Below are 25,905 nucleotides of genomic sequence, written 5' to 3'. Positions count from 1 at the left end.
CCGGACGGTAAGCAATGTCCAGACCAAGCCAGATCTCGGACCGTTCGTGACCAGGTCACGGACGAACATAAACGGAGGAAAGATGAGCAATTATCGCACTGGCCAGGCGTCCCATATAGGTTCGCATCGCAATCTGTTGACCGACTTATCAAAGGTCGACGTCGGGACCCCTGGAACGTTGGACGCCATTGTGGTTCCCACGATCCATCCACAGCGGGTGGGACCCGCGATCGCCCTGGCAAAGGACCTGGGGTGCGCGATCGTCCTGCTCTGCAGCACATCTTCACAACTGCAGGAGATCCGGAAAAGGTATTCGCTGCCCTCCAACGCACTTCTCCTCGAAGTTCCGCCGGGACACGACCACCCACTGCTCGACTTCGGGCGGCGGGCCCAGGAAAAGCATACGGATATCGCGACGAAGAGGAACATCGGGCTACTGCTCGCCCACCTGTGCGGCTGGCGGACGATCTTCTTCCTCGATGACGACATCCGGGGTATGACGGCTTCCATGATCAGGAGGGCCGCCGCCCTGACCGAGCAGTACCCGATAGTCGGGTTCCGGGTTCCCGAGTTCCCGGATAATTCGATCGTATGCCACGCACACCGGGCTTCCGGAGGTGCGCAGTCGACCTTCGTTGGCGGCAACGCCATCATCGTCGACACATTTCGCGTGGTTGCATACTTCCCCGATATATTCAACGAGGACTGGATGTACATGCGCGACGCGGTCGCCGCTGGTTTGGTGGCCGTCGCAGGCGAACTGCGGCAGCTGCCGTACGATCCGTTCAGCCGGAACGCCGCAACGGAGGAGTTCGGCGACCTCATCGCCGAAGCACTGGTCCGGGCACTCCATTCCGAATTGGACGTGTCCTCGGTGCTCTTCTGGGTGGACGCGATCGAAAAGCGCTCGCGTTTCCTTGCCGAGGTGGCGGACCGCATTCACGGTCGCGAAAAGGAAGATCCAGTTCCGGATCGCGACCGGATCCTGGCACGCCTCGCCGAGGCGGAGGAGCGTCTCCGGGAGATCCGGCCGACGGACTGCCTGTTCTTCTATCGCGCCTGGCGCGAGAACGGGGACATCTGGCGGCGGCGGCTTCGGAGTCTTCCCACCTCCCTCACCCCTCATCAGGCGGCCGCTTACCTGGACCTGTCAGCCGCGTAGCCGGAACTCGCCGGCAAGGGAAAGGGAACAGGGACTCCAAATGGGGATCCGGTCGGCAAGGGCCGGATCCCGCCAGCCAACTTGTCCCGGGGGCTGAGGCCCCCGGGAAACTTTCCGGGACGAACCGACCAGGTTTCCCGCCCGATCGCCCGGCTCGATGTCGGCGGGAGGATCTACGCTTCCGAAGCATGAGCTTCGACCTGAGTGTCTGGCGCGAGGAAACCCCCATAACGGCGAGCGTGGCCGGTGAGAAGTACCGTCAGTTCTGCGACGGAATGCCGAACGGCGAGACGGACCCGCGAGTCGCCGACTTCCTCACGGGTCTGAGGGCTCGTTTCCCAGATCTCAAGGACGACCTGGAGTCATCGCCCTGGAACAGCGACCCCTGGGTCGGCAGCGACCACGTGATCCTGACCGCCGCCTGGTCGCGGGCCGACGAGATCGAAGCCGTCGTCAAACGCCTGGCCGCGGAGCATGAACTGGTCCTCTACAACCCGCAGGAGGAGATCGTCCGCAACCCGCCGGTCTTGTTGTCCCTGCCTGGCCAGACGTTGAGCATGTGCGACGGCTCCGCGCTCCACAAGCCTGCCGGCGCCGCTTTGAGAGAGGCACTCCACACGCTTTCACCACGCAACTGGTTCGCCATCCTCGACGTCGCGGAACAGGTGTACGTCCAGGTCGGCCTCGGCCCGAATGCGGGCCTCGACGAAGGCGTGTACTCCCTGGAACACCGGGACGGCTCCCCGGAGCGGCACCGCCGTCACGTGACCACCGACCTGGAGGCCGTGATCGCGGCCTTTGAAGCAGTCGCCGCGAACGAGCCGGACTGGACCGAACGGCTGACCTGGGAGCCGCTCACCTTCTGATCTGACGTGTGCGGCGAACTGGTACACAGCGTGGCCCGCGAGATTCTTGTGGTCGTCATGGGACTTGCGGGCACCCGTGGCCCTGGCGGACGATCTGGTTCGACGGCACGGCGCGACGGGGACGGGCGTGGGGCATGAGCGGTGCGGTGGGACGTGGGATCGTGGCGGCGGGATCGATCGTCCTCGGGGGCGTCACGGGGGCCGCCATCAACATCGCGACGAGCGAACCGGTGACGGCCGCCGTGGTCGGGGCCGTCGTCCTCGTGCTGGCCTGGGCGGCGGTGGAGGGATGGCGCGCCTACCGCGAGCACGAGCCGCAGAGCCGGTCCGAGCCGTCCCGCGAACCCGAGTCGTCGGACGATCCTCGGCCGTCCAGCCGGTCGATCGACCTCCAGCAGGACGTCGAGACGCTCAGCGGCGCGAACATGACGGGCGCCCGCGCGGTGTCACCGGACGCGTCGGTGAAGATCAGGCAGAAGGTGAAGAAGGCCGAGGGCCGAAGCGAGATCGTCGGTTACGACGGAAGGGCCGATGGATAACCGTTCAGGCCCCCCGTCCGTCCCCGACTCCTTCATCCCGCGGCCGTGGGTGCTCCGCCGGGTCGGCGGGTGGCTGCGCGATCCGTCCGGCGGATCGCTGCTGATCACCGGGGACCCCGGCGCCGGCAAGACGGAGATCGCCGGACATCTGGTGCGCATCGCGCGCGGCGAGGTCCCCGCACCGGGCGAGCTGGACGGATTCCGGCTGAACGCCGCGCACTTCTGCCGCGTCCGGGTCTCCGACAGCATCAGCGGAGGCGGCGTCGTCAGCAACATCTCCGCGCAGCTCGCGGACTCCGTCCCCGGCTACCTTCGCGTCCTGGCGGATCAGGCGGGAGACGCGGTCCCGCGAGAGTTCACCCTGAGCCAGCACATCGGCGAGGTCACCGGCGGCACGGTCGAGATGAGCCTGATCCGCGAGCTTCACCTCGCTGCGCACAACCACCGGGAGACCTACAACCTCCTGATCCGCAGGCCGCTGCGGGCGCTGAGCGAGTCGGGCGCCCTGACCGGCGCCGCGGTCGTGCTCGTCGACGGCGTCGACGAGGCGCGGTCCGGCGACCACGGCAGGCTGTTCCTCGACCTGCTGGAGGCCGAGCTGGCCGAGGCGGTCCCCGGTCTGCGGTGGCTGCTGCTCGGTCGTTCCAAGCCGGTCGCCGGACGGATCGCGCGCTACCTGGACACCCGGATCGACCTGCACGCGGACCGCCTGGACGACGCCGACGACATCGGCTCCTACGTCGCGGCCCGGCTCGGCGACCGGCCGCGGCTGGCGGCCCGCATCGCCGGGCAGGCCCAGGGCAACTTCCTCTACGCCCACTTCGTGACCGAGGAGATCCTGGCCGGACGGCGCGACGCCGGCCCTTCGCTGCCCCGCGGACTGACCCAGGTGTACGGGGACTTCCTCGACCGTGAGGTGCGCGCCGACCACGACCGGTGGGCGTCGGTCGTCCGTCCCGTCCTCTCGGCGCTCGCGGTCAGCTATGGCGAGGGCCTGACCAGGCGGCAGCTCCGCCTGGCGACCGGCCTGCCCCCTGCGCTGGTGGCGGACGCCGTCCGGGTGTGCGGTCCCTACCTGCGCGCGCATTCGACGGACGGCCCCTTCCGCCTTAACCACGACTCCCTGCGCACGCACCTGCTCTCCCCGCCCCAGGCGGCGCCGTCGGCGACGTCCCGCCCCGGGGACGACATCGCCGAGCCCGCCGAGCGCCACATCGACCCGGCGGGCGCACGGACGGCGCTCATCGAGGGCCTGCACGGCGCCCAGTCCGGCCGCTGGTCGGAGTGCGACCCCTATGTCCTGAAATACCTCCTGGAGCACATGGTCGACGCACTCGACGACGGCTCCGGCGACCTCGCCGCCGCATTCGCGGCCACCTGCGCAGACCCCGGCTTCCTCTGCGCCGTGATGGCCGGCGACGACACGTCCGACGCCTTCGTGCTCACGCTGGCCCGGGCGCGCAGGAACGGGGACACCCGAGTCCGCCGCGCCGCCGACGACGTCTACCTCATCATCTCCAGGCAGCGTGCCTCGATGCGGTTCAACGTCAAGGACTTCCCGTTCGACTTCCTATGCCATCTCGCCCACCAGGCCCATCTGGTGGGCCTCCCAGGCTTCGCCGCCGCGGTCGACGACCATCTCGACCGGCACGGGGCCGCGGGCCTGCGCACCCGCTAGTCCACCGACCATCGGATGCCCGTCGTCGCGCACCTGACCGCGGGCAGGCGTGAAGAGTTCGCCTGCAACGTCCTGACGATCATCGACGACGGCCGCCGTGCCCTGGGCGGGTTCGCCGACGGGACGGTCTGCCTCTGGGACATCGCGACCGGCGTCCGGCGGTACTCGGCGCGCGTCCACGAGGACGGGGTCAGCGCCCTCGCCGTGACCTCCGACGAGACGACGGCCGTGAGCGGCGGGTACGACGGCTCGCTGTGCGTCTGGCACGTGGAGACCGGAGAGATCGTCCATCGCCTGCGGCCGTCCGACCGGCGCCGCAAGGCCTGGCAGAACGGCGGCAACGGCTCCTACCAGCACATCTCCGGCGCCGCGAGTATGGTCGGGCGGATCCTCGTCGCCCCCGACGACCGGACCGTCATCGCGGGCGCGGGCACCGACGTCGAGCTCTGGGACCTGGAGACCGGCGACCACCTGACGACCCTCACCGGACACCGGAACCTAGTCGTCCACCCGATCATCACCGCGTCGGGCGACCTTGTCACCGCCGACGGCATGCGGGAGTGGGCCGTGTGGTCCGAAGCGTCCGACCTGCTCCGCGACCGCCTGCGCGACCGGCGCCCGCGGAGACGGGACCACCTGGTGTCCACCGACATCACCGGCGTGCACCTCCACGACCCCGCGACCGGCGAGCTCGTCGCGTCCGTCGCCGCGGCGGACGACACGCCCGAGCAACCCGCGGTCACCTCCGACGGCGGTTTCGCCGTCGTCCCCGCACCGGGCAACTCCTACATCATCAAGGCGGTGACCGGCGGCGAGGTCGTGGGCGGGTTCAAGAGCGACCGCACGCTCAAGTGCCACATCGTCGACTGGCGCGCGGAGAACATCGCGGTGAGCGTCCCGGGCGGCTATGTCCTCGAAGGCCTGATGAGCGGCGTGGTCCGCGTCCACCGCCTGGGCTCCGAGAAGGACTCGCGCCGCGTCCCGCACGCCGACATCGTCGGCGCGGTGGCGTTCGCCCCGGACGGCCGGACGGCGATCACGGCCTCGCGCGACACCACGCTCGGACGTTGGGACGTCGACACCGGCGCCTGCACGCGGCACAAGTACACCACCGACGACGAGGACGATATCCAGCGGTTCGCCCAGGAGCGGGCCTGGTGGATGGAGATGAGGTCCCCCGACCTGGAGATCCTGGCGATGGCAGTGACGCCCGACGGCCGCACCCTCGCAGGTGGCTGGAGCAGCGGGGCGGTGACGCTGTGGGACGCCCGCTCGGGCGAGCGCACCGGCGTCCTGCTCGGACACCAGTCCTTTGGGAGAGGCGACTACATCACGGCGATCGGGACGGGCGACGACCTGGTCACCGCCGCCTCCGGCAGGTCCGTCCGGGCTTGGCACCCGTCCGACGGCCGGGAGGTGTTCACCACCGAGCACGACGGAGACGCCGTCATCACCCCTTCGGGTAGCCACGCGCTCATCCCCTGCGGCGAGGACTTCCACGCCTGGGAGATCGCAACCGGCACCCTGGTCGCCGAGCTGACGGGGGCCCGCAACCGGGCCCTCCGCGTGGGAGACAGCCACCACCTCTCGTCCGACGGACGCACCGCCGTGCTGTACGGGGACGAGATCGAGATCTGGGACCTCACCGAATCCCGCATGCTCCACCGCTTGTCCGGCCCGCGCCAATGGAACGGCCGCAGGGAGGTCACCGCCGACGGCGGCCGCCTGATCGACATCGCCGAGCGCCGCTCGAACGCCCGGTACGAGGGCACCGCCACACGGCACAAGGGCACCACCGCGCGCCGCCTCACCTGGGATTCGGAGCCCGTCCTCACCGTGTGGGACCTGCGCACCGGCACCCGGCTTCACGAGACAAGGATGTCGTTCCTTCCGGGGAGGACGGCGCTTTCCCGGAGCGGCCGGCTCCTCCTGGCCCACGACGGCCGCACCCTCGCCGTCTGGGATCTGGAACACGCCGCCGAGCTCGGCATCCTCACCTTCGGCAAGAGCGTGTCCCACTGCGTGATCAACCCGGCGCGCGAGACCGAATTCATGGTCGTGCTGGAGAGCGGCGAGGTCGTCTGCCTGCGTCAGGTGGGCGTGACCTCGTAGGGATCCGCGCCGCCGCAATTCCGGGTCACAGCCGGGTCACAGCTTTTGGCGCCGCGCTGTGACCGTCCGTTGGATAGGAAATTGCCGACGGCAAAGTGATCCCAAAAGGGAGAAGGCCATGGCAAATGACGGAGAATGGGACCGGCGTTCGCTGTTGCGAGGCGCCGCCGTGGTGGCCGGCGCCGCCGCGACCGCACCACTGCTGGGCAACGCCATGGCACAAGCCGACACCGGTGACGCGGATGCGCTGTTCAAGGCCGGGAAGTTCGAGCAGGCCGGCCGCGCATACGAGGAGATCCTGAAAAGGGACCCCACGAACGTGCACGCGGCCCGCCAGCGCGGCCATGTGGCGCTACTGGTCAACCAGTTCCCCGATGCCGAGAAGTATCTGACGATGGCCCTCAAACTGGCGCCCAGCGACAAGGACACCAACCAGCTCCTTGGCGACTGCTACATCCGGCAGGACAAATTCTCCCTCTCCATCCCATGCTGGCAAGCAGCCGGAGGGGACGTCCGCGCCAAATGGTTCGGAGCGCTCCGCGGCCGGCCGTATCAGATCCACGGCGACATCGCACGGCTGCCATGGCAGCAGATGGATCCGACACCGCTGGTAGAGGCCTCGATCAACGGCGGACCACCGAAGCGCTTCATGTTCTACACCGGCGCCCCGTGGCTGGGGATGAACGCAGAAGTAGCCAGGGAAGCCGGGCTCACCGCCGTGGCCAAACAGCAGATCGACTATCTGGACGGCACCGCATGGCAGTACTTCGGGGTGCTGGACTCCTTCAAGCTGGGCGGCATCGAACTGCGCAACATCCCCGTGGAGTGGACGGAGACGGACCAGCCCAACCCCGGGGGGGCCAACGACGGCATCATCGGAACGTGGATCTGGTACCACTTGCTGACCACCTTCGACTACGCGGGCCGGTCGCTGATTCTGCGGCGCAGAACCCCCGAAACGGCCAGGAAGGCACGCGCCGAGGCGGCCCGGGCGGGCGCCAAGCCCCTGCCGCTGTGGCTGGGCCATGAGCACGAGGTGTACAGCAAGGGCAGCATCGCCGGCTCCGGCCCGGGAATGGTGGGCCTGTCCATCGGCGGAGTCGGCGAGATCGCCGCGGCCATGTCCGAGGAAACGGCCAAGCGGCTGCGCATCCGCATCGACTACGACCGCCCATTGGAGACTTTCGCCCACAGCCACCCGGTCGTCGTCTACCCCTGCTACCCGAAGGAAATCCGCCTCGGCGACGCCGTGGCAAAGGGCGTCTACTGCAACGCGAACCCGGACAGCAGACCCTCGCGCTCCGGATTCGACACGCTGGGCGCCTTCTTCCACCCCTTCTACAAGCCCTACAACGTCACCCTCGACTTCACCGACATGAAGCTCTACATAGCCCGCGGCAAAGCCACCTGACCCCCGCGATCGGCCCCATCACCCCTGCAACTCGTCCACCCAGAGTTTGGAATTGAAGAGCGCGTCGCCAGGATACGTATCCGCGCTTCCCGAAGGCCCGGGGCCCCGCGGAGCGTCCGCCACCGGTCGGACTGGAGGGTGTTGCGCACGTGCACCTGGTCGCCGACCGTGATCACGCGCACCGCTCCCGTCCTGACCAGATCCTCGCTGTACTGGCGGCCGATCGTGGTCTTGACCGAGAACAGGTCCAGATCGGTGGCGGGGCGCCCCGGCATGGATCGATGGGTCCCCCGCATCTGTGCGGACGTCCGGAACGACGGGATCGCGAGAGTGTGCGCATAGACGTCGACTGCAAGGTCACACGGGACGGAGGCGCCCGCTTGCCGGTTGCGGGCTTTCGATCCATCGCGCAGCACCAAGTAGGACTTGGTGGCAGGCGTCGTCGCTGACGCTTGTGGGTGCCGGCGCCTTGCCACCCCCCGTCGCTTACGGACGGTAAGCATCGCAAGGTCAGCCAACAAATCAAACTCACGAAGGGGAGAACTCGCATGACCGAGATCTCTGAAGTGCCTCCTCACCAGGCGGACCAGGGTTCCCGCTACGGGCTCTGGCACGAGCCGACGGAATCTGCCGTCCCTGCGGCCCAGGGCCTGGTCGGCCACGCGCTGCAGGCGTTCGGCGTCCACCAGGACCACGACGTCTACGACGTCGCTGATGGTGCCGTCTGCCACCTGGTGGACTACTCGGTCCAGTCCATGCGGAACCTGGGCCGGTCCGAGGACCCCGCCGTCAGCACGCGGCAGTCCGACGACATCTTCCTGAAGGTCCGCTTGGCCCGGAAGGGCGAGCGGCTGCAGGTCGTCATCGCGGTCCGCGACTCCTGCACCGATGAGCCCGAGCTCACCGGCGAGCACAACGCCGAGTTCTACTGGGTGCCACTGGCATCCGGCAGGCAGATCTCGGTGACGGTCGAGGTCTAGTCACGACACGACCGCCGCCTCGGCCTTCGGGCCGGAATCGGTAACGCCCGGCCCCCACCCCTCCACAGGTGGGGGCCGGTTCTTCGTCGTGGCCGGAGACCACAAGATCCGCTGACGAATCCATCTCGTGCCCCCGGCCCCTCACCCCGAGGTGCGCCCGATGCCGATGACCTGGCGGCGCTGCGCCACGCCGCGCGCCGTTCCGCTTAGACCCGTGGGGCGTTCGCGGCGGGTTCCTTCTGACCGGCGCGACGCCGTTCCGCAGACCCCACCCCGCCAAGCCGCGTTGGCGGCGCTGACGGCGCCGCCGCCGACGTCAGCCTCCGGGGAGTGATCCGCTCCCAGGGGGACAAACGCCGTCAGGGCCGTACTCCATGCGCGGAGTACGGCCCCGATCTGCGTCTTCGTGGTGGAGCTGAGGGGATTTGAACCCCTGACCCCCTCGATGCGAACTACCTGCCCGGCCGAGGTGATCCCTTCGCCTCGCTGGTCGTGGGTGTGGTGGCGAGTGATCAGATACGCCCGTGTGCGGGTGCGTTGCTGTACTTCTCTGCTGTACAGCAGAGCCATCGAATGCCCAGGTACGGGACGCCTCTACGCGTCCTCGTCGCCGTTCAACGCGCGCATGAACCAGTCGAGAGAACCAGTCCTCTGCGCCTCCTCGGCGAGAAGCTTCGCGGACGCGGTCTGAAGTTGTGCGAGCGAGCTGTCTATCCACGGCTGGGTGTTCTGGTTGCCGTGCTCCCGATACTCGATGGCCTGGATGAGGCACTCAAGCTTGTCTGCGTCGCGGGCGCACATCGCCTCGGCGCTGGCCTTGCCTTCGTACTCCGCGACGACGCCTGTGATCATCGCGGTGACCACCTCCGGCAGGCCGCGCGTCTGGCGCTCGGTGACCTGCTCGTTGGGCGCCTTCTTCACGTATGGCTTGGCCACGTAAGGGATGTCGGTGAGGCGCGTCTCCTGGCTGTCGTGGAAGAGGCTGAGCAACGCGGCACGCTCGGGGTTGGCGCCCTCCATCGCGGCCAGGACGCTCGCGATGATCGCCGTACGGAGCGAGTGATCGGCGATGCTCTCGGGGTCCTTCACACCTGCCACAAGCCACCCGGTGCGCTTGTAGCGCTTGAGAAGACCGATCTCGTACAGGAACCCCGCCAGCCGCTCCGTCTCGTTCGCCATGCTCACCCTTCTCTCAACGGCCGTCCGCCATACGTAGACCGTAGAGGACCTCTTCCAACTCACGTTGAGCTTCCCCCCGTTTCACGGCCACGGGACCTGAGTTGGCCGTGGGCCAACGGGGAAGGAAGAGTCTCGTGCCACCACCTCATCCGCCGGAGTTCCGGCGACGCGCTGTCGAGCTGGCTCTGACCGGCGACAAACCGGTCACGGCGCTAGCCAAGAGCCTGGGCATCAGCCAATCGTGCCTGAGCAATTGGATACGGCAGGCAAAGGCCGACGAGGGCCGCGGGGACGGCCTGACGAGCGCGGAGAAGAAGGAACTGGTCGAACTGCGGCGCAAGGCCAGGCAGCTGGAACTGGAGAACGAGATCCTTAAACGGGCCGCGGCGTACTTCGCTCGCGAGAACGTCCTCCCAAAATAAAGTACTCGCTGGTCCGTGAACTCGCCGATTACGACATTCCCGTCGCGGTGGCCTGCCGAGTTTTGGGCGTCTCGCGATCCGGTTACAAGGACTGGCTCGGCTGGCCCGCCTCGATCCGCGAGCAACGCAACACCGAGTTGCTGAAGCTCATCCGCACCGTCCACGCCGAATCCCGGCTCAGCTACGGCGCACCACGTGTCCACGCCGAACTGACGCTCGGGCTGAGCGAACGGGTGAACCGCAAGCGGGTCGAGCGGCTCATGCGCGAGGCGGGCATCCAGGGCATCTACCGGCGCAAAGGCCGCCGCAACCCGGTCAACGAGCCCACCGAGGAGGACCTGGTGCAGCGCGCGTTCGACATCCAGGCCCCGGACCGCCTGTGGGTAACCGACATCACCGAACACCCGACCGCCGAAGGGAAACTCTACTGCGCCGCCGTTCTCGACTGCTTCTCCCGCCGCATCATCGGCCATTCCATCGATATCCGCCAGACCACAACCCTGGTCGTCGACGCGATGGCCGCATCGGTCGCCCGCCGCAAACCATTGGCCAACTCCACGATCCTGCATTCTGACCACGGAACGCAGTTCACGTCCTGGACATTCGGGAAACGTCTGCGAGATACGGGCCTACTCGGCTCGATGGGGACGGTCGGCGACTGTTTCGACTGTGAGACTGTCGTTCGTCGCCTGGTGCCGGTCTGACCCTTGCTACGATCGGCCCGCTCGAGTGCCCTGGCGTTGATCTGTCGGCCGGTCACCAGGCGACGCGCCCCTGGAGGCGCGTGCCGAGCGAGCAGTGACCTCATAGGAGCCTGAGTACAGCAGGTCCCATCACAGTCTTGTCCACCCGCCCGGCCGCGTCGACCACGCCGCCCTGGGAAGGACAGGCAGTCGTTGACCAGCATCTCTCACGTTCGCGCCGCGCGCATCACCGTCGGTGTCGACACCCACAAGCACACTCACGTCGCCGTCGCGCTCAACGAGATCAGCGGTCGGCTGGCCGAGACCACCATCGAGGTCAGCTCCGACGGATACCGGCGGCTCGAGCAGTGGGCCCTGGCTCTGGGGATCCGCGCTGACTTCGGTATCGAAGGAACCGGGTCCTACGGCGCCGGGCTGGCCTCCCACCTACGGCGCGCAGGTCACCGCGTCATCGAGGTGACCCGGCCGAACCGGCAGCAACGCTACCTGCGCGGCAAGAACGACGCCCTGGACGCCGAGAACGCTGCCCGAGCCGTGCTGGCCGGCACCGCGACCGCCGTTCCCAAGACCGGCGACGGCTGCGTCGAGATGATCCGGCAAATCAAAATCGCCAAAGATACTGCGATCAAATCCCGCAGCCAGGCGATGATCTCTCTCAAGACAATTCTGGTGAACGCACCCGAAGAACTGCGGGAAGAACTCGGCGGACTCGGCGACCGGCCACTGATCGAGCGGTGCGCTGACCTGCCCTTTGAATCCATGACCACTCCGGCTGATGCGGCACGCTACACCTTGCGCACGCTGGCCCGCAGATACCGCCAGCTCGGCCAGGAGATCGACATCCACGAACGTATCCTGCAGACCCTCACCGCGCGCGCCGCACCCCAGCTGACCAGCGTCATCGGCATCGGAGCCGACTCAGCGGCCGAGTTGCTCATCGTTGCCGGGGACAATCCCGAACGCATCAGGAGCGAAGCGGCCTTCGCGAAGCTTTGCGGCGCCTGCCCGATCCCTGCCTCCTCGGGGAAGACCAACCGGCACCGCCTCTACCGCGGCGGTCACCGCCAAGCCAACGCCGCCCTGCACCGCATCGCCCTCAGCCGGATGCGATTCCACGCACCAACCATCGAATACACCGCGCGACGAACTGCGGAAGGGAAAACCAAGCTCGAGATCATGCGCTGCCTCAAGCGATTTATCGCGCGAGAAATCTACCATTTTCTCTTGATGGATCGCAAGAAACAAGAATTCGCTGGTGCGCTTGACGGGTCATAGGAGCATCAATGCAATGATGCAATGCCGTTTAGCTAAGCTGCCGGATGCATTAGATGGATCGTGGGTGGTGAGCTGTGGGATTCGTTCTTGTCAGTTGGACGCTTCGCTCGGTATGAATTGTGTCTGACTCTCTTTAGGGCGCGCGGGCAGGAGCGTTGACGTCGTTCGGGATTGGGGCGTTCGAGGATCTCTTCAACTGCTTCAGCGAGGTTCTCTGCCAGCCGGTGAGGGGGAAAAAGCCGCCTGGCCGGAGACCTGGCGGCGGACCACGCGGAGGGAGCGGATGAATGAGAGCCTGTCGGGATCAAGATCTGCTTGGTCAGCGGCCTCGCGCATGAGGTGGCGTATCCCATAATGTGTTAGCAGTAGCCCCCAAATCTCCTGCTCTACGAGCTCCGGCTTTCGCGACCGCAGGACAACGGTACTGCCCCGCTGATGTGTTTTGATCTCTCCTATGACCAGCTCGACCTCCCACCGCTCGTGATAAGAAATGGCGAGGTCGACCGCGTTGAGGTCATCCGGGTCAATGATATTGCTGATCAGTGTTATCAGCTCGCCGTCATCGTCGCCTCGGTCGGGCACCTCGTATTCAACGACTCGCACGTAGAATCCCGGCAGATCGGTGATCTGAATCTTGCCGGCGCGGATTTTGACTGATGCGCGCGCCTTCTCGGCGGAGTCGGCCACATAGGATAGGTATGAGCCGTCTGGAAGCCATTTTAGGAGGGGAAGCCCGACATTCGCCCCAACGCGGAAGAGTGCCTCGGCTCCCGCGTCTATTACCATGCGGAGATGATTATAACTGTAAAGGCCAGAGTCGACCATGACGAGCATGCCCGGCTCGATCGCTCCTGACTTCAGAATGCGGCTGGCCAGCGTCTCCTCGCCCTCGCCCTTGCGTCCGATCTCGGCCGCGACGAGGGCATGGGTTCCGCATTCGGCCAGGCCGGCGAGCCGAACGAAAGGCAGGGAACATCGTTCTTTCTTCCCTGCATAGCCGAAATATTCAGCATTCTCTGGACTGTCCGGAACGTCCATCCCGAATCCATCCAACGACATCAGCCTGCGGCCGCCGGTCCAAGCGCCCTTCGTCGACTTCATCGCGCACGGAACAGCCACACGCTCGTAGAGCTCGCGCATCACCTCGGCACCAAGGCGCTGCCTGGCCTGGCACAATGCTCCCGGGGTCGGCATGCCCCATCCTTGGCGCCACGTCCCCATAAAGCGTAGTCCATCGACGAGCTTCCGCATGACTTCTTCGTAAGCCTCACCGTAGAACAGCGCCATGGCCATCACGAAATAGACCATCACGCGAGCAGGAAGCTTACCGCTCCGCTGTTCTTTGCGGCCCAGGTCAGCAACGACCTCATCTACCAGTTCGCGCGACACCAGACGCGTCAAAACGCCGATCCCGATATGATCAACCATGGAGGAACGCGGAAAAACCGTGTTGCCGGAATCATCAGTCACGCGGAGACAAGATAGTCCTCCAGTGTACTTGATTCAACGGGTTCCCAGTTATCCACAGACATGCGGTGCCACCCCTGTGGAAATGTGGATAGATGAATACCACAACGCTTAGCTAAACGGCATTGTGCGATGATGCAATCGTTCTGGGGGACCATGTAACTCGAACTTCTGGACACCAAGAAGTGGTCAACAAGAGGAGAACTCGCCGCCGCAATGTTTGAATGGATCGAGTGCTGGTACAACCCATTCAGAAGACATTCCAGCATCGGAATGCTGAGCCCGGTCGCCTTCGAGGAACAACACCACGCCTCACCACCGACCGGCTGACCCATCTCACCCCAGGTGGCCGCGCTACGGGGGGAACCTCAAGTCGAGCCCGTTTACAACGGCAGTTGACTTCGTTCCCTGAACACTCGCCGTCAGGTACCGGCAAGCGTGATCCGGTCACTCGGTGCCCCAGCGTGTGGCGTCCACTTCGGCACCGTCCGCGACTTCTACGCCCGCGCCGCCGCGGGAGGCAACGCCGTCATCAAGGAGATCGGCTAGCCGAGGCGCTGAGTGAGGGACGTCGCGAGGCGGGTGGCGACCGGGGCCATGGTCTCCGGCTGGTTCACGGTGACCAGGTCGCCGTCCAGGATTCCCTGGAGGATCACGTTGTCCTTGCGCACGAGGACATCGACTCGCGGCGGGTCCACGGTGGATTGCCTGCCGATCACGCGGTAGCGGCACTCGTCCGCCGCGACCTTGCATTTGTGGCGGTAACCGGGCGTGATCCGTACCGCATAGATGGCCTTGGCCCGTTCTTCGCCGCTCTTCTTGGAATCTGTTCTGTAGAGGAGGACGAACGTCGCCAGAGATTCCCATCGGGCCGTCAAGGCCGGAGACTCGTCGGCGCGCTTCCAGACGCAGTCCTGCGGGTCGTCCTCGATCGTCGGAGGCTTCACCGCGGCTCCGGCGCCTAGAAACGCCTGGACGACCCCGTCGTCGAGGAGAGTACAGGCGTCCGGGGGGATGGCGTACGCGTCGGGTTTCGACCGGCCGAACGGCCCGGCACACGCCGAGGCGGCCAATGCCATGACCAACGCGAATGCGACGGCCGATCTCCTGCGCATGGGGCCTCCGGGAGTCAGTTCACGGACTTTGGTTGCGCGTGGCGAGGTCCGCGTCATCGCTTTGATCGTTGACGATCCACTGGCCGTTGGCGTTGTAGTTGAAGGTAGGTCCTGGAGTCCACACCCTCGTTCCTCGGCCGTGGTCGTCATGGGAGTGATTTCACCGGGGCCGCTGGTCCACGGATCTGACGCCATCGGCTGGTAGGCGGTCTCTGCGTTCGCCGATGCAGCCAAGCAGTCCGCGGCTTCATGACGGCTTCAGATCGGCTTCATCCCTGATCAGGGGGCCGAAGTGATCAAGGCAGGCCGTCCTGAGCAGCCGCGGCGGTCTCGCCGCACTCGACGCAGCGCCTGCCCCAGGTTCCTTTCGGTCGGGATTGGCCCGGTGCCGCGCTGGCCGCGCCGGTCGTCCCGCAGATCCCGCCCCGGCAGGCCGGAACCGCGCTGGTGGCGGCACTGGCCGTGACCGCGGTCCTAGGAATGTGCTACGACGCATGGCAGTGGCTCGCCGGCCGCTACGAACTGGCCCGCGGTGACCGTCCGGAGGCGGGCTGGCGGATCCGTCGCCGCTGGTACGCGCCCGGCTCGGTCGTCTGGTCCGCCGACTCGGTGGCGCCTCCGGCGCCGCTGGTGGTGCTGGGCTGGGTCTGCGACCCGGCCTGTCACGTGCCGTGGGCGCTGGTCCACAACGGCACCGAGCCCAACTCGGCCACCGGCGCCGGGGGCGCGTGCTGGGTCCCGCTGGACGAACTGGCACCCCACCCCACCCGGCCCGACACCTGGGACTACGGATCGGGGTCCGGCAAGTTCGGGCTGATGGCGTGAGCTGGCGGCAGATCCTCGCCCGGCTCGGGCTGATCGATGTGGCCATGCTCGCAGGTATCGCCGCCGGGGCGGTGTGGCTGGTCCTGACCCACTTCACTGCGATCGAACCCACCGCGGCGCTGATGCTGGCCGGGCTCGCTGCGGTGGCTGCGTTCAGCGCCCTGCACAAGCGGCTCCGGCACACGCCCGGCCCGCGGCACACCGCCCTGTCCGGTGACCGCGCCCCGACCGGTGAGCAGACCTCGCGCGAGTGAGCCAACCCGCGGGGTCTCCCCTCCTGACCGAACCCGTCCCCGAGCCGCCCCCGAGCCGCCCCGGCTCGGGGGCGGTTGCGGGTAGAAGGAGACGCCCTGATGAACGCCAACCCGACGACCCCCGCCCCGGTGAACACCGGCCCCCGGCCCGCCGGGACGCGTTCACCCCGAACCCCCGAACCGTTCACGGCCCGCCCCGCCGCGTTCACGACGGACACCGCGCCGTTCACGGCCTTGCCCGGTCCGGTGAACGGTCCGGTGAACGCCGCTCAGATCCGTTCAGCCGAGCGGGCGCTGTCGGCGGGCACGTGGCTGATCGTGTTCGGCGCGATGCTGTACTCCGTCCTGACGGTCACCCCGCTGATGCGCGCGCACACCCCCGATAAGTGGGATTGGACGGCGCCGATTCTGCCGCTGGTGGTGGACGCCGCGGTCGTGATCGTGGTCCGGCTTGACTCGGTGCTGGCCCGCCTGGGCCACCATGGCGGCCGGTGGCCGGCCGTCCTGCGGTGGATGACCGGCACCATGACCCTGTCCCTCAACATCACCGACTCGGCACTGAAGAAGGACCTGGTGGGGGTGGCGGTGCATGCGGTGGCGCCGCTGCTGTTGATCGTGACCGCCGAGACCGGGCTGGCCTACCGCCGGGCCATCACCGCCGCCCTGACCGCCGAGCACGCCCGCCAGCGCGCCGCACACGCCGCGGCCGAGCAGGCCGCCGCCGAGCGCGCCGAGGCCGAGCGGCAGCAGGCCCGCGAGGAACGCGAACACCAAGCCCGCCTCGTTCGCGAGCAACGCGAGCGCGAGGCCGCGATGGCGCGGCAGGAGGCCGAACGCCGCGAAGGTCTGGAGCGCGAGGAACGCCAGCGGGCCGAGGCTGCCGAGCGTGAACGGCAGGCCGAGCGTGAACGCGCCGAACGGGAACGTGAACGCGCCGAGCGTGAACGCCGCCAGCAGCAAGCAGACGCCGAGCGGCGTGAACGCGAGCGTGAACACGCCCGCGGCGAGGCCGAGCGGCAGCGCACCGAACGCGCCGAGCGTGAACGCCGCGCGCTGCTCGCGGCGGGACCGGCCCCGCACAAGTTGCCCCAGCCCCAAGCCCGACAGGTCGTGGCCGCAGCGTTCGAGGCCGGGCTGTCGGTGCGTGACGCCGCCGAGCGGTGCGGCTGGTCCATCGGCTGGGTCGCCGGCCGCTACCAAGAACTGCGCGACGCCCCGGCCGATCAGACCTCGGCCGATCAAAAGGGCCCCGTACCGGCCTGACGGTCCCGCTCGGCCCTGCCGGGTGCCACCTGTCCGCTACTTCACCCCTGTCCATCGCCGTCCCGGCCGCGTCCCCGCACGCGCCGGGACGGCCCTGCTCATGCCCTCTGTGTTCTGTCTCCAACCGAAGGGATCAACCGATGGAAGTCGGCAAATGGATCGTGTTCGCCTTCCTGTCCGGCGTCGTCATCGTCGGGTTCAAGACCCGGTCGCTGAAGGGCTGGGAGTTCTTCGCCTCCGGCGCGTTCGTACTGCTGCTGGACCAACTGGTGTTCAAGGGCCAGATCTCCACCTGGCTGGGCAACCTGGGCTCCAACGTCAAGGGCGCCGCCGGGAACGCTGCGGCCGGGATGGTGCTGTTCTTCAAACCCGGTGCCTGGCCGCGCGTGCAGCGGTTCGCCGCACGCATGTGGCAGCACCGCCCCGACCTGCCCGACCTGGCCATCTACGCCGCCGCGATCGTGCTCATGCACGTCTGGGCGGGCGCGCCCTGGCTGGTGGCTGCCCTCGCCCTCACCGGCCTGCTGATCGCCTTCACCGCGATCAGCGCCGCCACCGCACCCCAGCCCCGCACCACCCAGCCCGCCCCCATCCACGAGCCCGCCCCCCAACCCCGCGACTGGACGGGCGACAACACGGGGACCGGGTGCGGGCCGCTGTGCCCGGTGTGCGGGGACACCCACAACCACCGCATTCGCCCGCCCTGGCGATGCCATAACCCTCCCGTCCCAAACGGCCCCGGCGGACACACCACCAAGCACACCCGCCGGGGCCGCCACCTCTGCTAGGAGGCAGCAACACCATGCCCACGTCTGGCCCCGAATTGCAGAGCGTTCAGCAGAACCGTGACGAGATCCGGATCCACACCAAGGAAGAAGCCGCCGAGATCTTGCGCGTCAAGGTGAGCTGGCTCGAACGGCGGGCCGCCGCCCGTCAAATCCCCTTCACCATGCTCGGCGGCGCCTACCGATTCACCGACGCACACCTGGCCGAGATCGTGCGCCTGAACGAGCAAGGGGCCCTGTCGTCGCCGGCTACACCCGCCGCAGGCCGCCGCCCGCGGCGCCGCGCGGTCCAGCCCGCGACAAACACGAGCGGCTTCGTGCCGTTGCGACCGCGCCCCACGGCCAGAAAAGCAAGCTGACCCCGAACGAAAGGAAGTGCATTGGCGTACGCCGAAAATCGCGGCAACTACTGGCGGGCCCGCTGGCGTGGACCTGACGGCGTCCTGGAGTCGTCGCCAGCCAGTCTGCGTTTCAAGACCAAGAAGGACGCCGAGAACTACGGGCGCGATCAAGAGTCGGCCATCCGCAACAACACCTACGTCAACCCCCGCGCTGGCCAGATCATGCTGTTGGAATGGGTCAACACCTGGTACCCCGGCCTGGACCTGGAGCCTTCAACTCTGGCGAACTACAAGTATCTGATCGAGGTACATCTACTCCCAGAGTTCGGAGAGCGCGAACTCAAGTCGCTCACCCTCGAAGAGATCGAGAGCTGGGAGCGGAGACTCCGAGCGAATCCGGCCTACAAGGCACGAACCGCCAAGGATGCCCGGTCGATGCTCATCACCGTGCTAGAGGCCGCCGTCCCGCGGCACATCCAGACCAACCCGGCCGTGCGCCATAAAGGCCGCGGCAAGAAGGGGCAGCGCAGAATCCAGGAGGCCGAGCGCAAGGAGAAGGTCTGGGCGACGCCGCTCCAGGTGCTACTCCTCGCCGAGCGATGCTCTGTCCTTTCGGGAGTAGATACCGACTTCGTTGCCATGGTGATGATGGCCTACACCGGCGCCCGTTGGGGCGAAATGGTGGGCCTAGACCCCAATGAGGTCGAAGACGGCACCGCCGGTCTGAAGTGGAAGCTGTATGAGCTGAACGGCCGGTTCTATCGAGGCCGCCCCAAGGACGGATCCATTCGCGGCGTAGACCTACCGCCCTTCCTCGGGAAGTTGCTACGGCGTCACCTGTCCACAGGCGGCGGAGGAATCTGCAATTGCCGCCACCTGGAAGAGCCTTGGTGTCCCGGTCGCCGGTACGTCTTCCTTGGCCCGGACGGCGGTCACTTCCGCCGTTCCAACTTCAGCGAGCGGTTCATGCGTCCGGCGTCCGATGGCTGGTACCCAGCCAGAAAGGGGAAGGATGCACGTCCTTCGATGCCCGTCCTAGCCGACGTGAGCCGGGTTTGGCCGGGCCGCCCCCTGCCACCATGGCCCGCCGCGGTACCCGGCGATCCGTTCACAGTGCCGACCGGTCGTGGACGCCCCCGTCTAATCAGCGACGGGGAGAGTGGCCGGTGCGGCTATTGCGGTCGCAGCCATCGCCGCCGCGTCAATGGCACCTTGATCAACCATCGGCTGGGCAAGGGTGCGGAACAGTGCCCGGGGTCGGGAAAGCAACCTGCGGACGACGTGGCGGTCGCGACCTGGCTGGCGTTGGTCCCCGGGCTGACGCCGCACGGGCTCCGGCACGGTCACCAGACTTGGCTGGCGGACGCAGCTGTGCATTACTTCCTGATCTCCCAGCGGATGGGGCACGAAGTCCCCGGGATGCGCGGTACCTGGCATGTCACCCCGGCCATGCGGGAGAAGGCCGTCACTGCCCTGCAAGGCATGCGGGAGAAGGCCGTCACTGCCCTGCAAGGCATGTGGGAGGAGTCGTTGCGGCAGCGCGCCGCACTGGCGCCCCGCTCCGCCGTGGGGGTGCTGGACGACCTGCTTCAGGAGCTTCCGTCAGCCCCAAGGGAGTGACCCGCTCCCAAATCCGCTCCCAGGATCGGACATAACGCCGTCAGGGCCGTACTCCATGCGCGGAGTACGGCCCTGACCTGTGTCTTCGTGGTGGAGCTGAGGGGATTTGAACCCCTGACCCCCTCGATGCGAACGAGGTGCGCTACCGGACTGCGCTACAGCCCCGAGGACTCCGTAAGGTTAGCAAACATCGTGGGGTGTTCGCGCATCGGTTACTCGCCGACGGCGCGGCGGTCGTCGGCGTACTGGTCGAAGACCTCTTCGGGGGTGACCAGCTCGATGACCTCGGCGGGCTCGGCGGCTTCGGCGGCGCGGCGGGCCTCCAGGGCGCGGGCGCGGGCCGCCGCGCGGGCCTGGACGGCGGCGCGGCGGCGGGCGGCGTCCATGCCGACGGCGACGCGGAGCAGCGCCAGGTGGCCGGCCAGCAGCAGGACCGGGGGCGCGGTGATCCACCAGGGCGCGAGGCCGGACGCGGCGACGGCGCCCGCGGTGAGGACCAGCGCGGTGAGGCCCGTGGTGCGGCGGCGCCGCCGGGCGATGACGGTGGCCCGGCCCACCGGGCGGCGGGGCTCGGGGATCTCCTCGGTGAGCGGCTCCTCCTCGTCGTCCTCGGTCTCCTCGGGACGCTTGTGGAGGAGGCGGGAGATTCCGGTCGCCTCGGTGTCGCGGCGCAGCCACATGGGCACGAGGACGATGGCCCAGACGGCGACGATGGCGAGGTACAGGACGGCGCTGCTCATCGGCCCCACCGTTCCCGGGCACGCTCAAGTGGCGGGCCGACTTTCGGCGCGCGAACGTGCAATGGGAGCAGGGTCACGCCCCGCACGGTACGAGGGGGTGTCAGAGGTTGACGAGTATAAGGGGCGGTGTGTCGCGAGATCGTTCTCGCCGTTACTCTCCGTTTGCCGGGCCTTCTCGATCGCAGGATTCTTACGGCGGGAAAGTCATGGCCGGCTCAGGTGTGCCGGGGAAATGCCTGTTTCCGGCCGGCCAGCCAGCGGGCGCGCAGGCCACCGGGCACGTCCTCGACGGTGAGGGCGTAACAGATGTGGTCGCGCCATGCGCCGTCGATGTGCAGATGGCGGCGCCGAATTCCCTCTTCGCGGAATCCGAGTTTTTCGACGACGCGGCGGCTCGCGGTGTTCTCCGGACGGATATTCGCCTCGAGGCGGTGCAGGCCGACGGTGAAGAAACAGTGGTCGACGGCCAGGGCCACGGCGGTGGGAATGACGCCGCGTCCGGCGACGCGCTTGTCGACCCAGTAGCCGATCTGGGCGGACCTGGCCGAACCCCAGACGATGGCGCCGATGGTGAGCTGACCGGCGAATTCGTCCTCGTGGGTGACGACCCAGGGCAGCGCGAGACCCTGGCGGGCCTCGCGGCGCATGGTGTGGACCATGCTGAGGTACGGTCCGAGGCCGCTGCGGAACAGCGGCGTCTCGGGGTTCGTGGGCTCCCAGGGGCGGAGCCAGTCGGCGTTGCGGACCCGCAGTTCACGCCAGACGGCGGCGTCGCGATGCCGCAGCGGGCGCAGCCCGACAGGGCCTTCGGTCAGGGTGACCGGCCATCCCCGCAAACGTTCCACGCTTCCATGATTCCCTGGTCGGACGTCAGGACGCCATCAATTGGCACCGAGAAATCGGGCACGCGGGATGTTCGGTCACGGGAGTCACACGTGGCGGCCCTGTTTCATCACCCAGGCGACGTGGAGATCGGCGTCCAGGACGACCAGGTCGGCGTCCTTGCCCGGCTCCAGTGAGCCGACACGGGAATCGATGCCCAGCGCGCGTGCCGGTGCGAGGGACGCGGCCTCGGCGGCCCGCTCGATGGGCAGGCCGATGTCGGCCACGGCGCGGCGGAAGGCGTCCGCCATCGTGATCGTGCTGCCGGCGATGGACGTCCCTCCGGCGAGGGTGGCGCGGCCGTCGCGGACCTGGACGTCCATGACGCCGAGGCGGTAGTCGCCGTCGCCCATCCCGGCCGCGGCCATCGCGTCGGTGATCAGCGCGACCCGGGGCGAGGCCGCGAACGCGAGGCGGACCACGGCGGGCTCGACGTGGACGCCGTCGTTGATCAACTCGACGGTGACCCGGGGGTCGTTCAGCGCGGCGGCGACCGGCCCGCCCTCGCGGTGGTGCAGCGGCCGCATCGCGTTGAACAGGTGCGTCACCACCCGGGCGCCCGCGTCGAACGCCGCGCGCGCAGTCTCGCCGGTGCCGTCGGTGTGGCCGACGGCGGCGATCACGTCCGAGGCGACCGCCTCCTGGACGAGGTCGAGGGCGCCCGGCAGTTCGGGCGCGAGGGTGATCATGCGGACGTGCCCGCGCCCGAGCCGGACGAGCCGGCGGAACTCGCCGAGGTCGGGGGCCCGCAGCAGCGCCGGGTCGTGCGCGCCGCAGCGGTCGCGGGCCAGGTAGGGGCCTTCGAGGTGGATGCCCGCGATCACGCAGTCCGCGGCGAGGTCCGCCAGGCCCGCGACGGCGTCGGCCAGTTCGCCGGGGGCTCCGGTGACGAGGCTCGCCATCGTGGTCGTCGTCCCCTGCGCGAGGTGGAACGCCGCGGCCCGCCGCGTCTCGTCCGGGCTTCCGAGCTGGTAGGACGCGCCCGCTCCACCGTGGACGTGCATGTCCACGAAGCCGGGGACGACGTGCCGTCCGCCGAGATCGATCACGTCGGCGGAACCGGCCGCCGACGCCGTGATCACGCCGCCGGCGATGTGGAGGGCGCCGTGCCGGACGCCGTCCGGCAGGACGATCCGCGCGTTGACCAGAGAGACGGCGTCGACCGGCTTTGGCATGGAATCCCCTCGATGCGCGCCTATGATCGATGCTGATTGTTCCACGGCGGGAACGCGCAGGTAAGTCCAGCGACCACCGCCCGGACGCCCGTCCGAAAGGGGGCCGGTGTGACCCGGCACGAGCGCTGGAACGCGCTGCTCGAGATGCTCGCGGACGCCGGCCGGCTGACCGTCGAGGAGGCGTCCCAGCGGATGGCGGTGTCGGCCGCGACGATCCGCCGCGACTTCGACCAGCTCGCGCAGCAGCAGATGCTGACCCGCACCCGCGGCGGCGCCGTCGCGCAGAGCGTCAGCTACGACCTGCCGCTGCGGTACAAGGCGGCCCGGCACGCGTCCGAGAAGCAGCGGATAGCGGCGGCGACCGCCGAGCTGGCCAGGCCGGGGTCGATCATCGGGCTGAACGGCGGGACGACGACGTCCGAGGTCGCCCGGGTGCTCGCCACCCGCGCCGACCTGCACGCCGAGGGTTCGGCTCCGGCGCTCACGATCGTGACGAACGCGCTGAACATCGGCAACGAGCTGGCCGTCCGGCCGCATGTGAAGATCGTCCTGACCGGCGGGGTGCCGCGGCCGCAGTCCTACGAGCTGACCGGGCCGCTCGCCACCGGCATCTTCGACCATGTCACGCTGGACGTGGCGATCATCGGGGTGAACGGGGTGGACGCCCGGCACGGCGCGACCTGCCACAACGAGGGCGAGGCGGACGTGAACCGGCTGATGGCCGAGCGCGCCGACCAGGTGGTCGTGGTGGCGGACGGTTCGAAGGTCGGGCACCGCGCGTTCGCGCGGATCTGCGGCATCGATGAGATCGACGTCCTGGTGACGGACGGCACCGTGCCCGCGGACGAGCTGACCGCTTTCGCCGAGGCCGGCGTCCGCGTCATCCGGGCTTGACCGGTTCCAGGCCGGCGGGCCGGCCGCTCAGGAGGGCGGACGCGGATGGTCGCCGCCCCTGATCTGGTCCACGGCGTGGGTCAGGACGCGGCCGAGGACGGTCATGCCGTCGCGGACGCCGCCGGTGGAGCCCGGCAGGTTGACGATGAGGGTGCGGTCCGCGACGCCGGCCAGGCCGCGCGACAGGATCGCGGCCGGGACCTTCTCGCGTCCTTCCAGCCGGATCGCCTCGGCGATGCCCGGTATCTCCCATTCGATGACCCGGCGGGTCATCTCCGGGGTCTCGTCGGTCGGGGTGAGGCCGGTTCCGCCGGACGTGACGACGACGTCGTAGCCCTCCGCGACCGCGTCCCGCAGGACGTCGGCGACCGGCTCGCCGTCCGGGACGACGACCGGGCCGTCGACCTGGCAGCCGAGGTCCTCCAGCATCTCGACGAGCACCGGCCCTGACCTGTCGTCGTAGACGCCGGCCGCGGCCCGGTTCGACACCGTGACCGCCATCGCCCTGATCACCGGCGCCACACCCCGGTCTTGCCGCCGGTCTTCTCCTCGACCCGGACGTCGGTGATCACTGCGGCGGGATCGATCGCCTTCACCATGTCGACCAGCGCGAGCGCGGCGACGCTGACGGACGTGAGCGCCTCCATCTCCACGCCGGTCCGGTCGGCGGTCCGGGTCACGGCCGTGATCGCGACGCCCTCGTCCCGGATGTCCAGGTCGACGGTGACACCGTGCAGCGCGATCGGGTGGCACAGCGGGACGAGGTCGGGGACGCGCTTGGCCCCCATGATCCCGGCAATGCGGGCGACGGACAGGGCGTCGCCCTTGGGGATGTCACCGGCGCGCAGCATTTCGACGCACGCGGCCGAGAGGCGGACGAATCCCGTGGCCGTCGCCGTCCGGGACGAGACGTCCTTCGACGACACGTCGACCATGCGGGCCGACCCCTTGTCGTCCAGATGGGTGAACTCCGACCCCATGGCACTCATGACGGCAACCTCATGACCTCGACGCGGGAACCGGCCCGCATGGCTTCGACATCCTCCGGAAGCTCGATCAGCGCGTTCGCCGAGGAGAGCGAGCCGAGCTGGTGCGAGCCCTGCACTTCGGCCGCCGTGACGCTGTAGGAGCCCCGGTCGGACGACAGCCTGCCGCGCAGGAAATGGCGGAGCCCCGCAGGCGACGTGAGGTCTTCGGCGAGTACGGCGCTCACGGTCGGGAGGGGTTCGGGAGCCAATCCCTGCATCGCCATTAGCGCGGGGCGGACGAACACCTGGAACGACACATACGCGCTCACCGGGTTACCAGGGAGCGTGAAGATCGGCGTGCCTTCAAGGAGGCCGAACCCTTGGGGCTTACCCGGACGCATGGCCACCTTGTGGAAACCCACCGTCCCGGTGCCGGCAAGCACTTCCTTGACGACGTCCCTGGTGCCCATGGAAACGCCGCCGGTGGTGACGATGGCGTCGGCCCGCACAAGCTGGTCGTGAAGCATTTCCAAGACCTTGGCGGGCTCGTCCTCCACCGTGGCCTGCCGGTATCCTTGTCCGCCTGCCTCGACGACAGCGGCGGTGAGCATGAAGCTGTTCGACTCCCAGATCTGTCCGGGCGCCAGTGGCGTGCCGGGCTCGCGCAGTTCGTCGCCTGTGGAAACGACGACGATGCGCGGCTTCGGACGCACCGTCACCCGGGAGCGTCCCACCGCCGCGAGCATGCCGATCTGGGCGGCGCCGAGCCGCGTGCCGGCGCCGGCCACGACCTGCCCGGCGAGGACGTCCTCCCCCGCCCGGCGGATGTAGTTGCCGGGCGGGGCGGCGCGCGAGACCCGCACGGTGGCGTTGCCGCCGTCCGTCCACTCGACCGGGATGACCGCGTCGGCTCCGGCCGGCAGCGGCGCGCCGGTCATGATCCGGGCGGTCAGGCCCGGCCGGATCGCCGACACGCCGGGGTCGCCCGCGACGATGTCGCCGACGACCGGCAGCGTGACCGGCCCGGTCTCGGTGGCCGCCGCGATGTCGGCCGCGACGACGGCATAGCCGTCCATCGCGGAGTTGTCGAACGGCGGCAGCGGCGACGGCGCGGACACGGGCTCCGCGAGCACCGTGCCCTGCGCCTCCAGCAGTGCCAGTTCGAGCGGCGGCAGGACCGCGACGCTGCCGAGGATCTCCGTCAGATGCTCGTCGACCGTTCTCATGCCCACGGCCCCAGTCTGGCGC

At 68.4% G+C, this 25,905-nt stretch carries 27 protein-coding genes and 1 tRNA gene; 18 read left to right on the top strand and 10 right to left on the bottom strand.

Annotated elements, in window-relative coordinates:
* The first annotated feature begins 82 nt into the window (after positions 1 to 82).
* The 7 genes from ACQPXG_RS08445 (at position 83) to ACQPXG_RS08415 (ending at position 8,748) form a co-directional block, all read left to right on the top strand.
* Entirely contained in the window at positions 83 to 1,162 is a 1,080-nt protein-coding gene (locus ACQPXG_RS08445; protein ID WP_433467052.1) for a hypothetical protein, read from the top strand.
* A 188-nt stretch (positions 1,163 to 1,350) separates the two neighbouring features.
* The gene (locus ACQPXG_RS08440; RefSeq protein ID WP_433467051.1) at positions 1,351 to 2,028 is read left to right on the top strand and encodes a hypothetical protein; all 678 of its coding nucleotides are present in this window, start codon (positions 1,351 to 1,353) and stop codon (positions 2,026 to 2,028) included.
* Positions 2,029 to 2,162: 134 nt separating this feature from the next.
* Positions 2,163 to 2,567, top strand: a complete 405-nt coding sequence (locus ACQPXG_RS08435; RefSeq protein WP_433467050.1) for a hypothetical protein — start codon at positions 2,163 to 2,165, stop codon at positions 2,565 to 2,567.
* Positions 2,560 to 4,245, top strand: a complete 1,686-nt coding sequence (locus tag ACQPXG_RS08430) for a hypothetical protein (RefSeq protein WP_433467049.1) — start codon at positions 2,560 to 2,562, stop codon at positions 4,243 to 4,245. Before ACQPXG_RS08435 ends, ACQPXG_RS08430 begins: the two co-directional genes overlap by 8 nt.
* 15 nt (positions 4,246 to 4,260) lie before the next feature.
* On the top strand, positions 4,261 to 6,357 hold the full coding sequence (locus ACQPXG_RS08425; RefSeq protein WP_433467048.1) for a WD40 repeat domain-containing protein: 2,097 nt from the start codon (positions 4,261 to 4,263) through the stop codon (positions 6,355 to 6,357).
* Positions 6,358 to 6,475: 118 nt separating this feature from the next.
* Positions 6,476 to 7,768, top strand: a complete 1,293-nt coding sequence (locus ACQPXG_RS08420; protein ID WP_433467047.1) for an aspartyl protease family protein — start codon at positions 6,476 to 6,478, stop codon at positions 7,766 to 7,768.
* Between the two features lie 548 nt (positions 7,769 to 8,316).
* On the top strand, positions 8,317 to 8,748 hold the full coding sequence (locus tag ACQPXG_RS08415) for a hypothetical protein (protein WP_433467046.1): 432 nt from the start codon (positions 8,317 to 8,319) through the stop codon (positions 8,746 to 8,748).
* Positions 8,749 to 9,342: 594 nt separating this feature from the next.
* Here the strand turns inward: ACQPXG_RS08415 and ACQPXG_RS08410 are convergent.
* Positions 9,343 to 9,927 (bottom strand): HD domain-containing protein, encoded by a 585-nt coding sequence (locus ACQPXG_RS08410; protein WP_433469927.1) that lies wholly within the window; start codon positions 9,925 to 9,927, stop codon positions 9,343 to 9,345.
* Between the two features lie 134 nt (positions 9,928 to 10,061).
* Here ACQPXG_RS08410 and ACQPXG_RS08405 point away from each other — a divergent pair, with 134 nt between their 5' ends.
* From ACQPXG_RS08405 to ACQPXG_RS08395, 3 genes are all read left to right on the top strand, one after another.
* Complete coding sequence (locus tag ACQPXG_RS08405) at positions 10,062 to 10,349, top strand: transposase (RefSeq protein WP_433467045.1); 288 nt, start codon at positions 10,062 to 10,064, stop codon at positions 10,347 to 10,349.
* Positions 10,346 to 11,053, top strand: coding sequence for an IS3 family transposase (locus ACQPXG_RS08400; protein WP_433469926.1), 708 nt, complete (start codon positions 10,346 to 10,348; stop codon positions 11,051 to 11,053). Before ACQPXG_RS08405 ends, ACQPXG_RS08400 begins: the two co-directional genes overlap by 4 nt.
* 192 nt (positions 11,054 to 11,245) lie before the next feature.
* On the top strand, positions 11,246 to 12,328 hold the full coding sequence (locus ACQPXG_RS08395; protein ID WP_433467044.1) for an IS110 family transposase: 1,083 nt from the start codon (positions 11,246 to 11,248) through the stop codon (positions 12,326 to 12,328).
* Positions 12,329 to 12,529: 201 nt separating this feature from the next.
* Here the strand turns inward: ACQPXG_RS08395 and ACQPXG_RS08390 are convergent, their stop codons facing one another.
* Entirely contained in the window at positions 12,530 to 13,756 is a 1,227-nt protein-coding gene (locus tag ACQPXG_RS08390; RefSeq protein WP_433469900.1) for an IS4 family transposase, read from the bottom strand.
* Positions 13,757 to 13,966: 210 nt separating this feature from the next.
* On the opposite strand from ACQPXG_RS08390, the gene ACQPXG_RS08385 reads away from it, so the two are divergent.
* Positions 13,967 to 14,125: an IS3 family transposase gene (locus ACQPXG_RS08385; RefSeq protein ID WP_433469925.1), complete on the top strand. Its 159-nt coding sequence runs from the start codon at positions 13,967 to 13,969 to the stop codon at positions 14,123 to 14,125.
* Between the two features lie 215 nt (positions 14,126 to 14,340).
* Here ACQPXG_RS08385 and ACQPXG_RS08380 read toward each other — a convergent pair whose 3' ends face one another.
* Positions 14,341 to 14,910 (bottom strand): hypothetical protein, encoded by a 570-nt coding sequence (locus ACQPXG_RS08380; protein ID WP_433467043.1) that lies wholly within the window; start codon positions 14,908 to 14,910, stop codon positions 14,341 to 14,343.
* 447 nt (positions 14,911 to 15,357) lie between these two features.
* Between ACQPXG_RS08380 and ACQPXG_RS08375 the strand changes: the two genes are divergently transcribed.
* The 6 genes from ACQPXG_RS08375 (at position 15,358) to ACQPXG_RS08350 (ending at position 19,998) form a co-directional block, all read left to right on the top strand.
* The gene (locus ACQPXG_RS08375) at positions 15,358 to 15,735 is read left to right on the top strand and encodes a hypothetical protein (protein ID WP_433467042.1); all 378 of its coding nucleotides are present in this window, start codon (positions 15,358 to 15,360) and stop codon (positions 15,733 to 15,735) included.
* A complete protein-coding gene (locus ACQPXG_RS08370; protein ID WP_433467041.1) occupies positions 15,732 to 15,989 on the top strand; it encodes a hypothetical protein in 258 nt (85 codons plus the stop codon). Before ACQPXG_RS08375 ends, ACQPXG_RS08370 begins: the two co-directional genes overlap by 4 nt.
* A 99-nt stretch (positions 15,990 to 16,088) precedes the next feature.
* Positions 16,089 to 17,252 carry a hypothetical protein gene (locus tag ACQPXG_RS08365; RefSeq protein ID WP_433467040.1) on the top strand — a complete coding sequence of 388 codons (1,164 nt, stop codon included), beginning with the start codon at positions 16,089 to 16,091 and terminating at the stop codon, positions 17,250 to 17,252.
* 140 nt (positions 17,253 to 17,392) lie between these two features.
* Positions 17,393 to 18,040: a hypothetical protein gene (locus tag ACQPXG_RS08360; protein ID WP_433467039.1), complete on the top strand. Its 648-nt coding sequence runs from the start codon at positions 17,393 to 17,395 to the stop codon at positions 18,038 to 18,040.
* A gap of 14 nt (positions 18,041 to 18,054) precedes the next feature.
* Positions 18,055 to 18,396 (top strand): helix-turn-helix domain-containing protein, encoded by a 342-nt coding sequence (locus tag ACQPXG_RS08355; RefSeq protein ID WP_433467038.1) that lies wholly within the window; start codon positions 18,055 to 18,057, stop codon positions 18,394 to 18,396.
* Between the two features lie 21 nt (positions 18,397 to 18,417).
* Complete coding sequence (locus ACQPXG_RS08350; protein WP_433467037.1) at positions 18,418 to 19,998, top strand: hypothetical protein; 1,581 nt, start codon at positions 18,418 to 18,420, stop codon at positions 19,996 to 19,998.
* 88 nt (positions 19,999 to 20,086) lie between these two features.
* Here ACQPXG_RS08350 and ACQPXG_RS08345 read toward each other — a convergent pair.
* From ACQPXG_RS08345 to nagA, 4 genes are all read right to left on the bottom strand, one after another.
* Positions 20,087 to 20,163, bottom strand: a tRNA-Ala gene (locus ACQPXG_RS08345).
* 47 nt (positions 20,164 to 20,210) lie between these two features.
* Entirely contained in the window at positions 20,211 to 20,738 is a 528-nt protein-coding gene (gene sepX, locus ACQPXG_RS08340) for a divisome protein SepX/GlpR (RefSeq protein WP_433467036.1), read from the bottom strand.
* 215 nt (positions 20,739 to 20,953) lie between these two features.
* Positions 20,954 to 21,583: a GNAT family N-acetyltransferase gene (locus tag ACQPXG_RS08335; RefSeq protein WP_433467035.1), complete on the bottom strand. Its 630-nt coding sequence runs from the start codon at positions 21,581 to 21,583 to the stop codon at positions 20,954 to 20,956.
* An 84-nt stretch (positions 21,584 to 21,667) separates the two neighbouring features.
* A complete protein-coding gene (gene nagA / locus ACQPXG_RS08330; protein WP_433467034.1) occupies positions 21,668 to 22,795 on the bottom strand; it encodes an N-acetylglucosamine-6-phosphate deacetylase in 1,128 nt (375 codons plus the stop codon).
* A gap of 108 nt (positions 22,796 to 22,903) precedes the next feature.
* Here nagA and ACQPXG_RS08325 point away from each other — a divergent pair, with 108 nt between their 5' ends.
* Entirely contained in the window at positions 22,904 to 23,689 is a 786-nt protein-coding gene (locus tag ACQPXG_RS08325; protein ID WP_433467033.1) for a DeoR/GlpR family DNA-binding transcription regulator, read from the top strand.
* 27 nt (positions 23,690 to 23,716) lie between these two features.
* On the opposite strand, the gene ACQPXG_RS08320 is transcribed toward ACQPXG_RS08325, so the two are convergent.
* The 3 genes from ACQPXG_RS08320 to glp are packed head-to-tail and all read right to left on the bottom strand — an operon-like array spanning position 23,717 to position 25,883.
* Positions 23,717 to 24,190 carry a MogA/MoaB family molybdenum cofactor biosynthesis protein gene (locus ACQPXG_RS08320; protein ID WP_433469924.1) on the bottom strand — a complete coding sequence of 158 codons (474 nt, stop codon included), beginning with the start codon at positions 24,188 to 24,190 and terminating at the stop codon, positions 23,717 to 23,719.
* An 8-nt stretch (positions 24,191 to 24,198) separates the two neighbouring features.
* Positions 24,199 to 24,669 (bottom strand): cyclic pyranopterin monophosphate synthase MoaC, encoded by a 471-nt coding sequence (gene moaC, locus ACQPXG_RS08315; RefSeq protein WP_433469923.1) that lies wholly within the window; start codon positions 24,667 to 24,669, stop codon positions 24,199 to 24,201.
* A gap of 5 nt (positions 24,670 to 24,674) precedes the next feature.
* Positions 24,675 to 25,883 (bottom strand): molybdotransferase-like divisome protein Glp, encoded by a 1,209-nt coding sequence (gene glp, locus ACQPXG_RS08310; RefSeq protein WP_433469922.1) that lies wholly within the window; start codon positions 25,881 to 25,883, stop codon positions 24,675 to 24,677.
* Between the last annotated feature and the right edge of the window lie 22 nt (positions 25,884 to 25,905).

Source organism: Spirillospora sp. CA-128828 (genome assembly GCF_050945415.1).
In the GTDB taxonomy this organism is placed as follows: Bacteria; Actinomycetota; Actinomycetes; order Streptosporangiales; family Streptosporangiaceae; genus Spirillospora.
The sequence above is the reverse complement of the archived record's forward strand: the minus strand, read 5'-3'. Positions and strand labels throughout refer to the sequence as shown.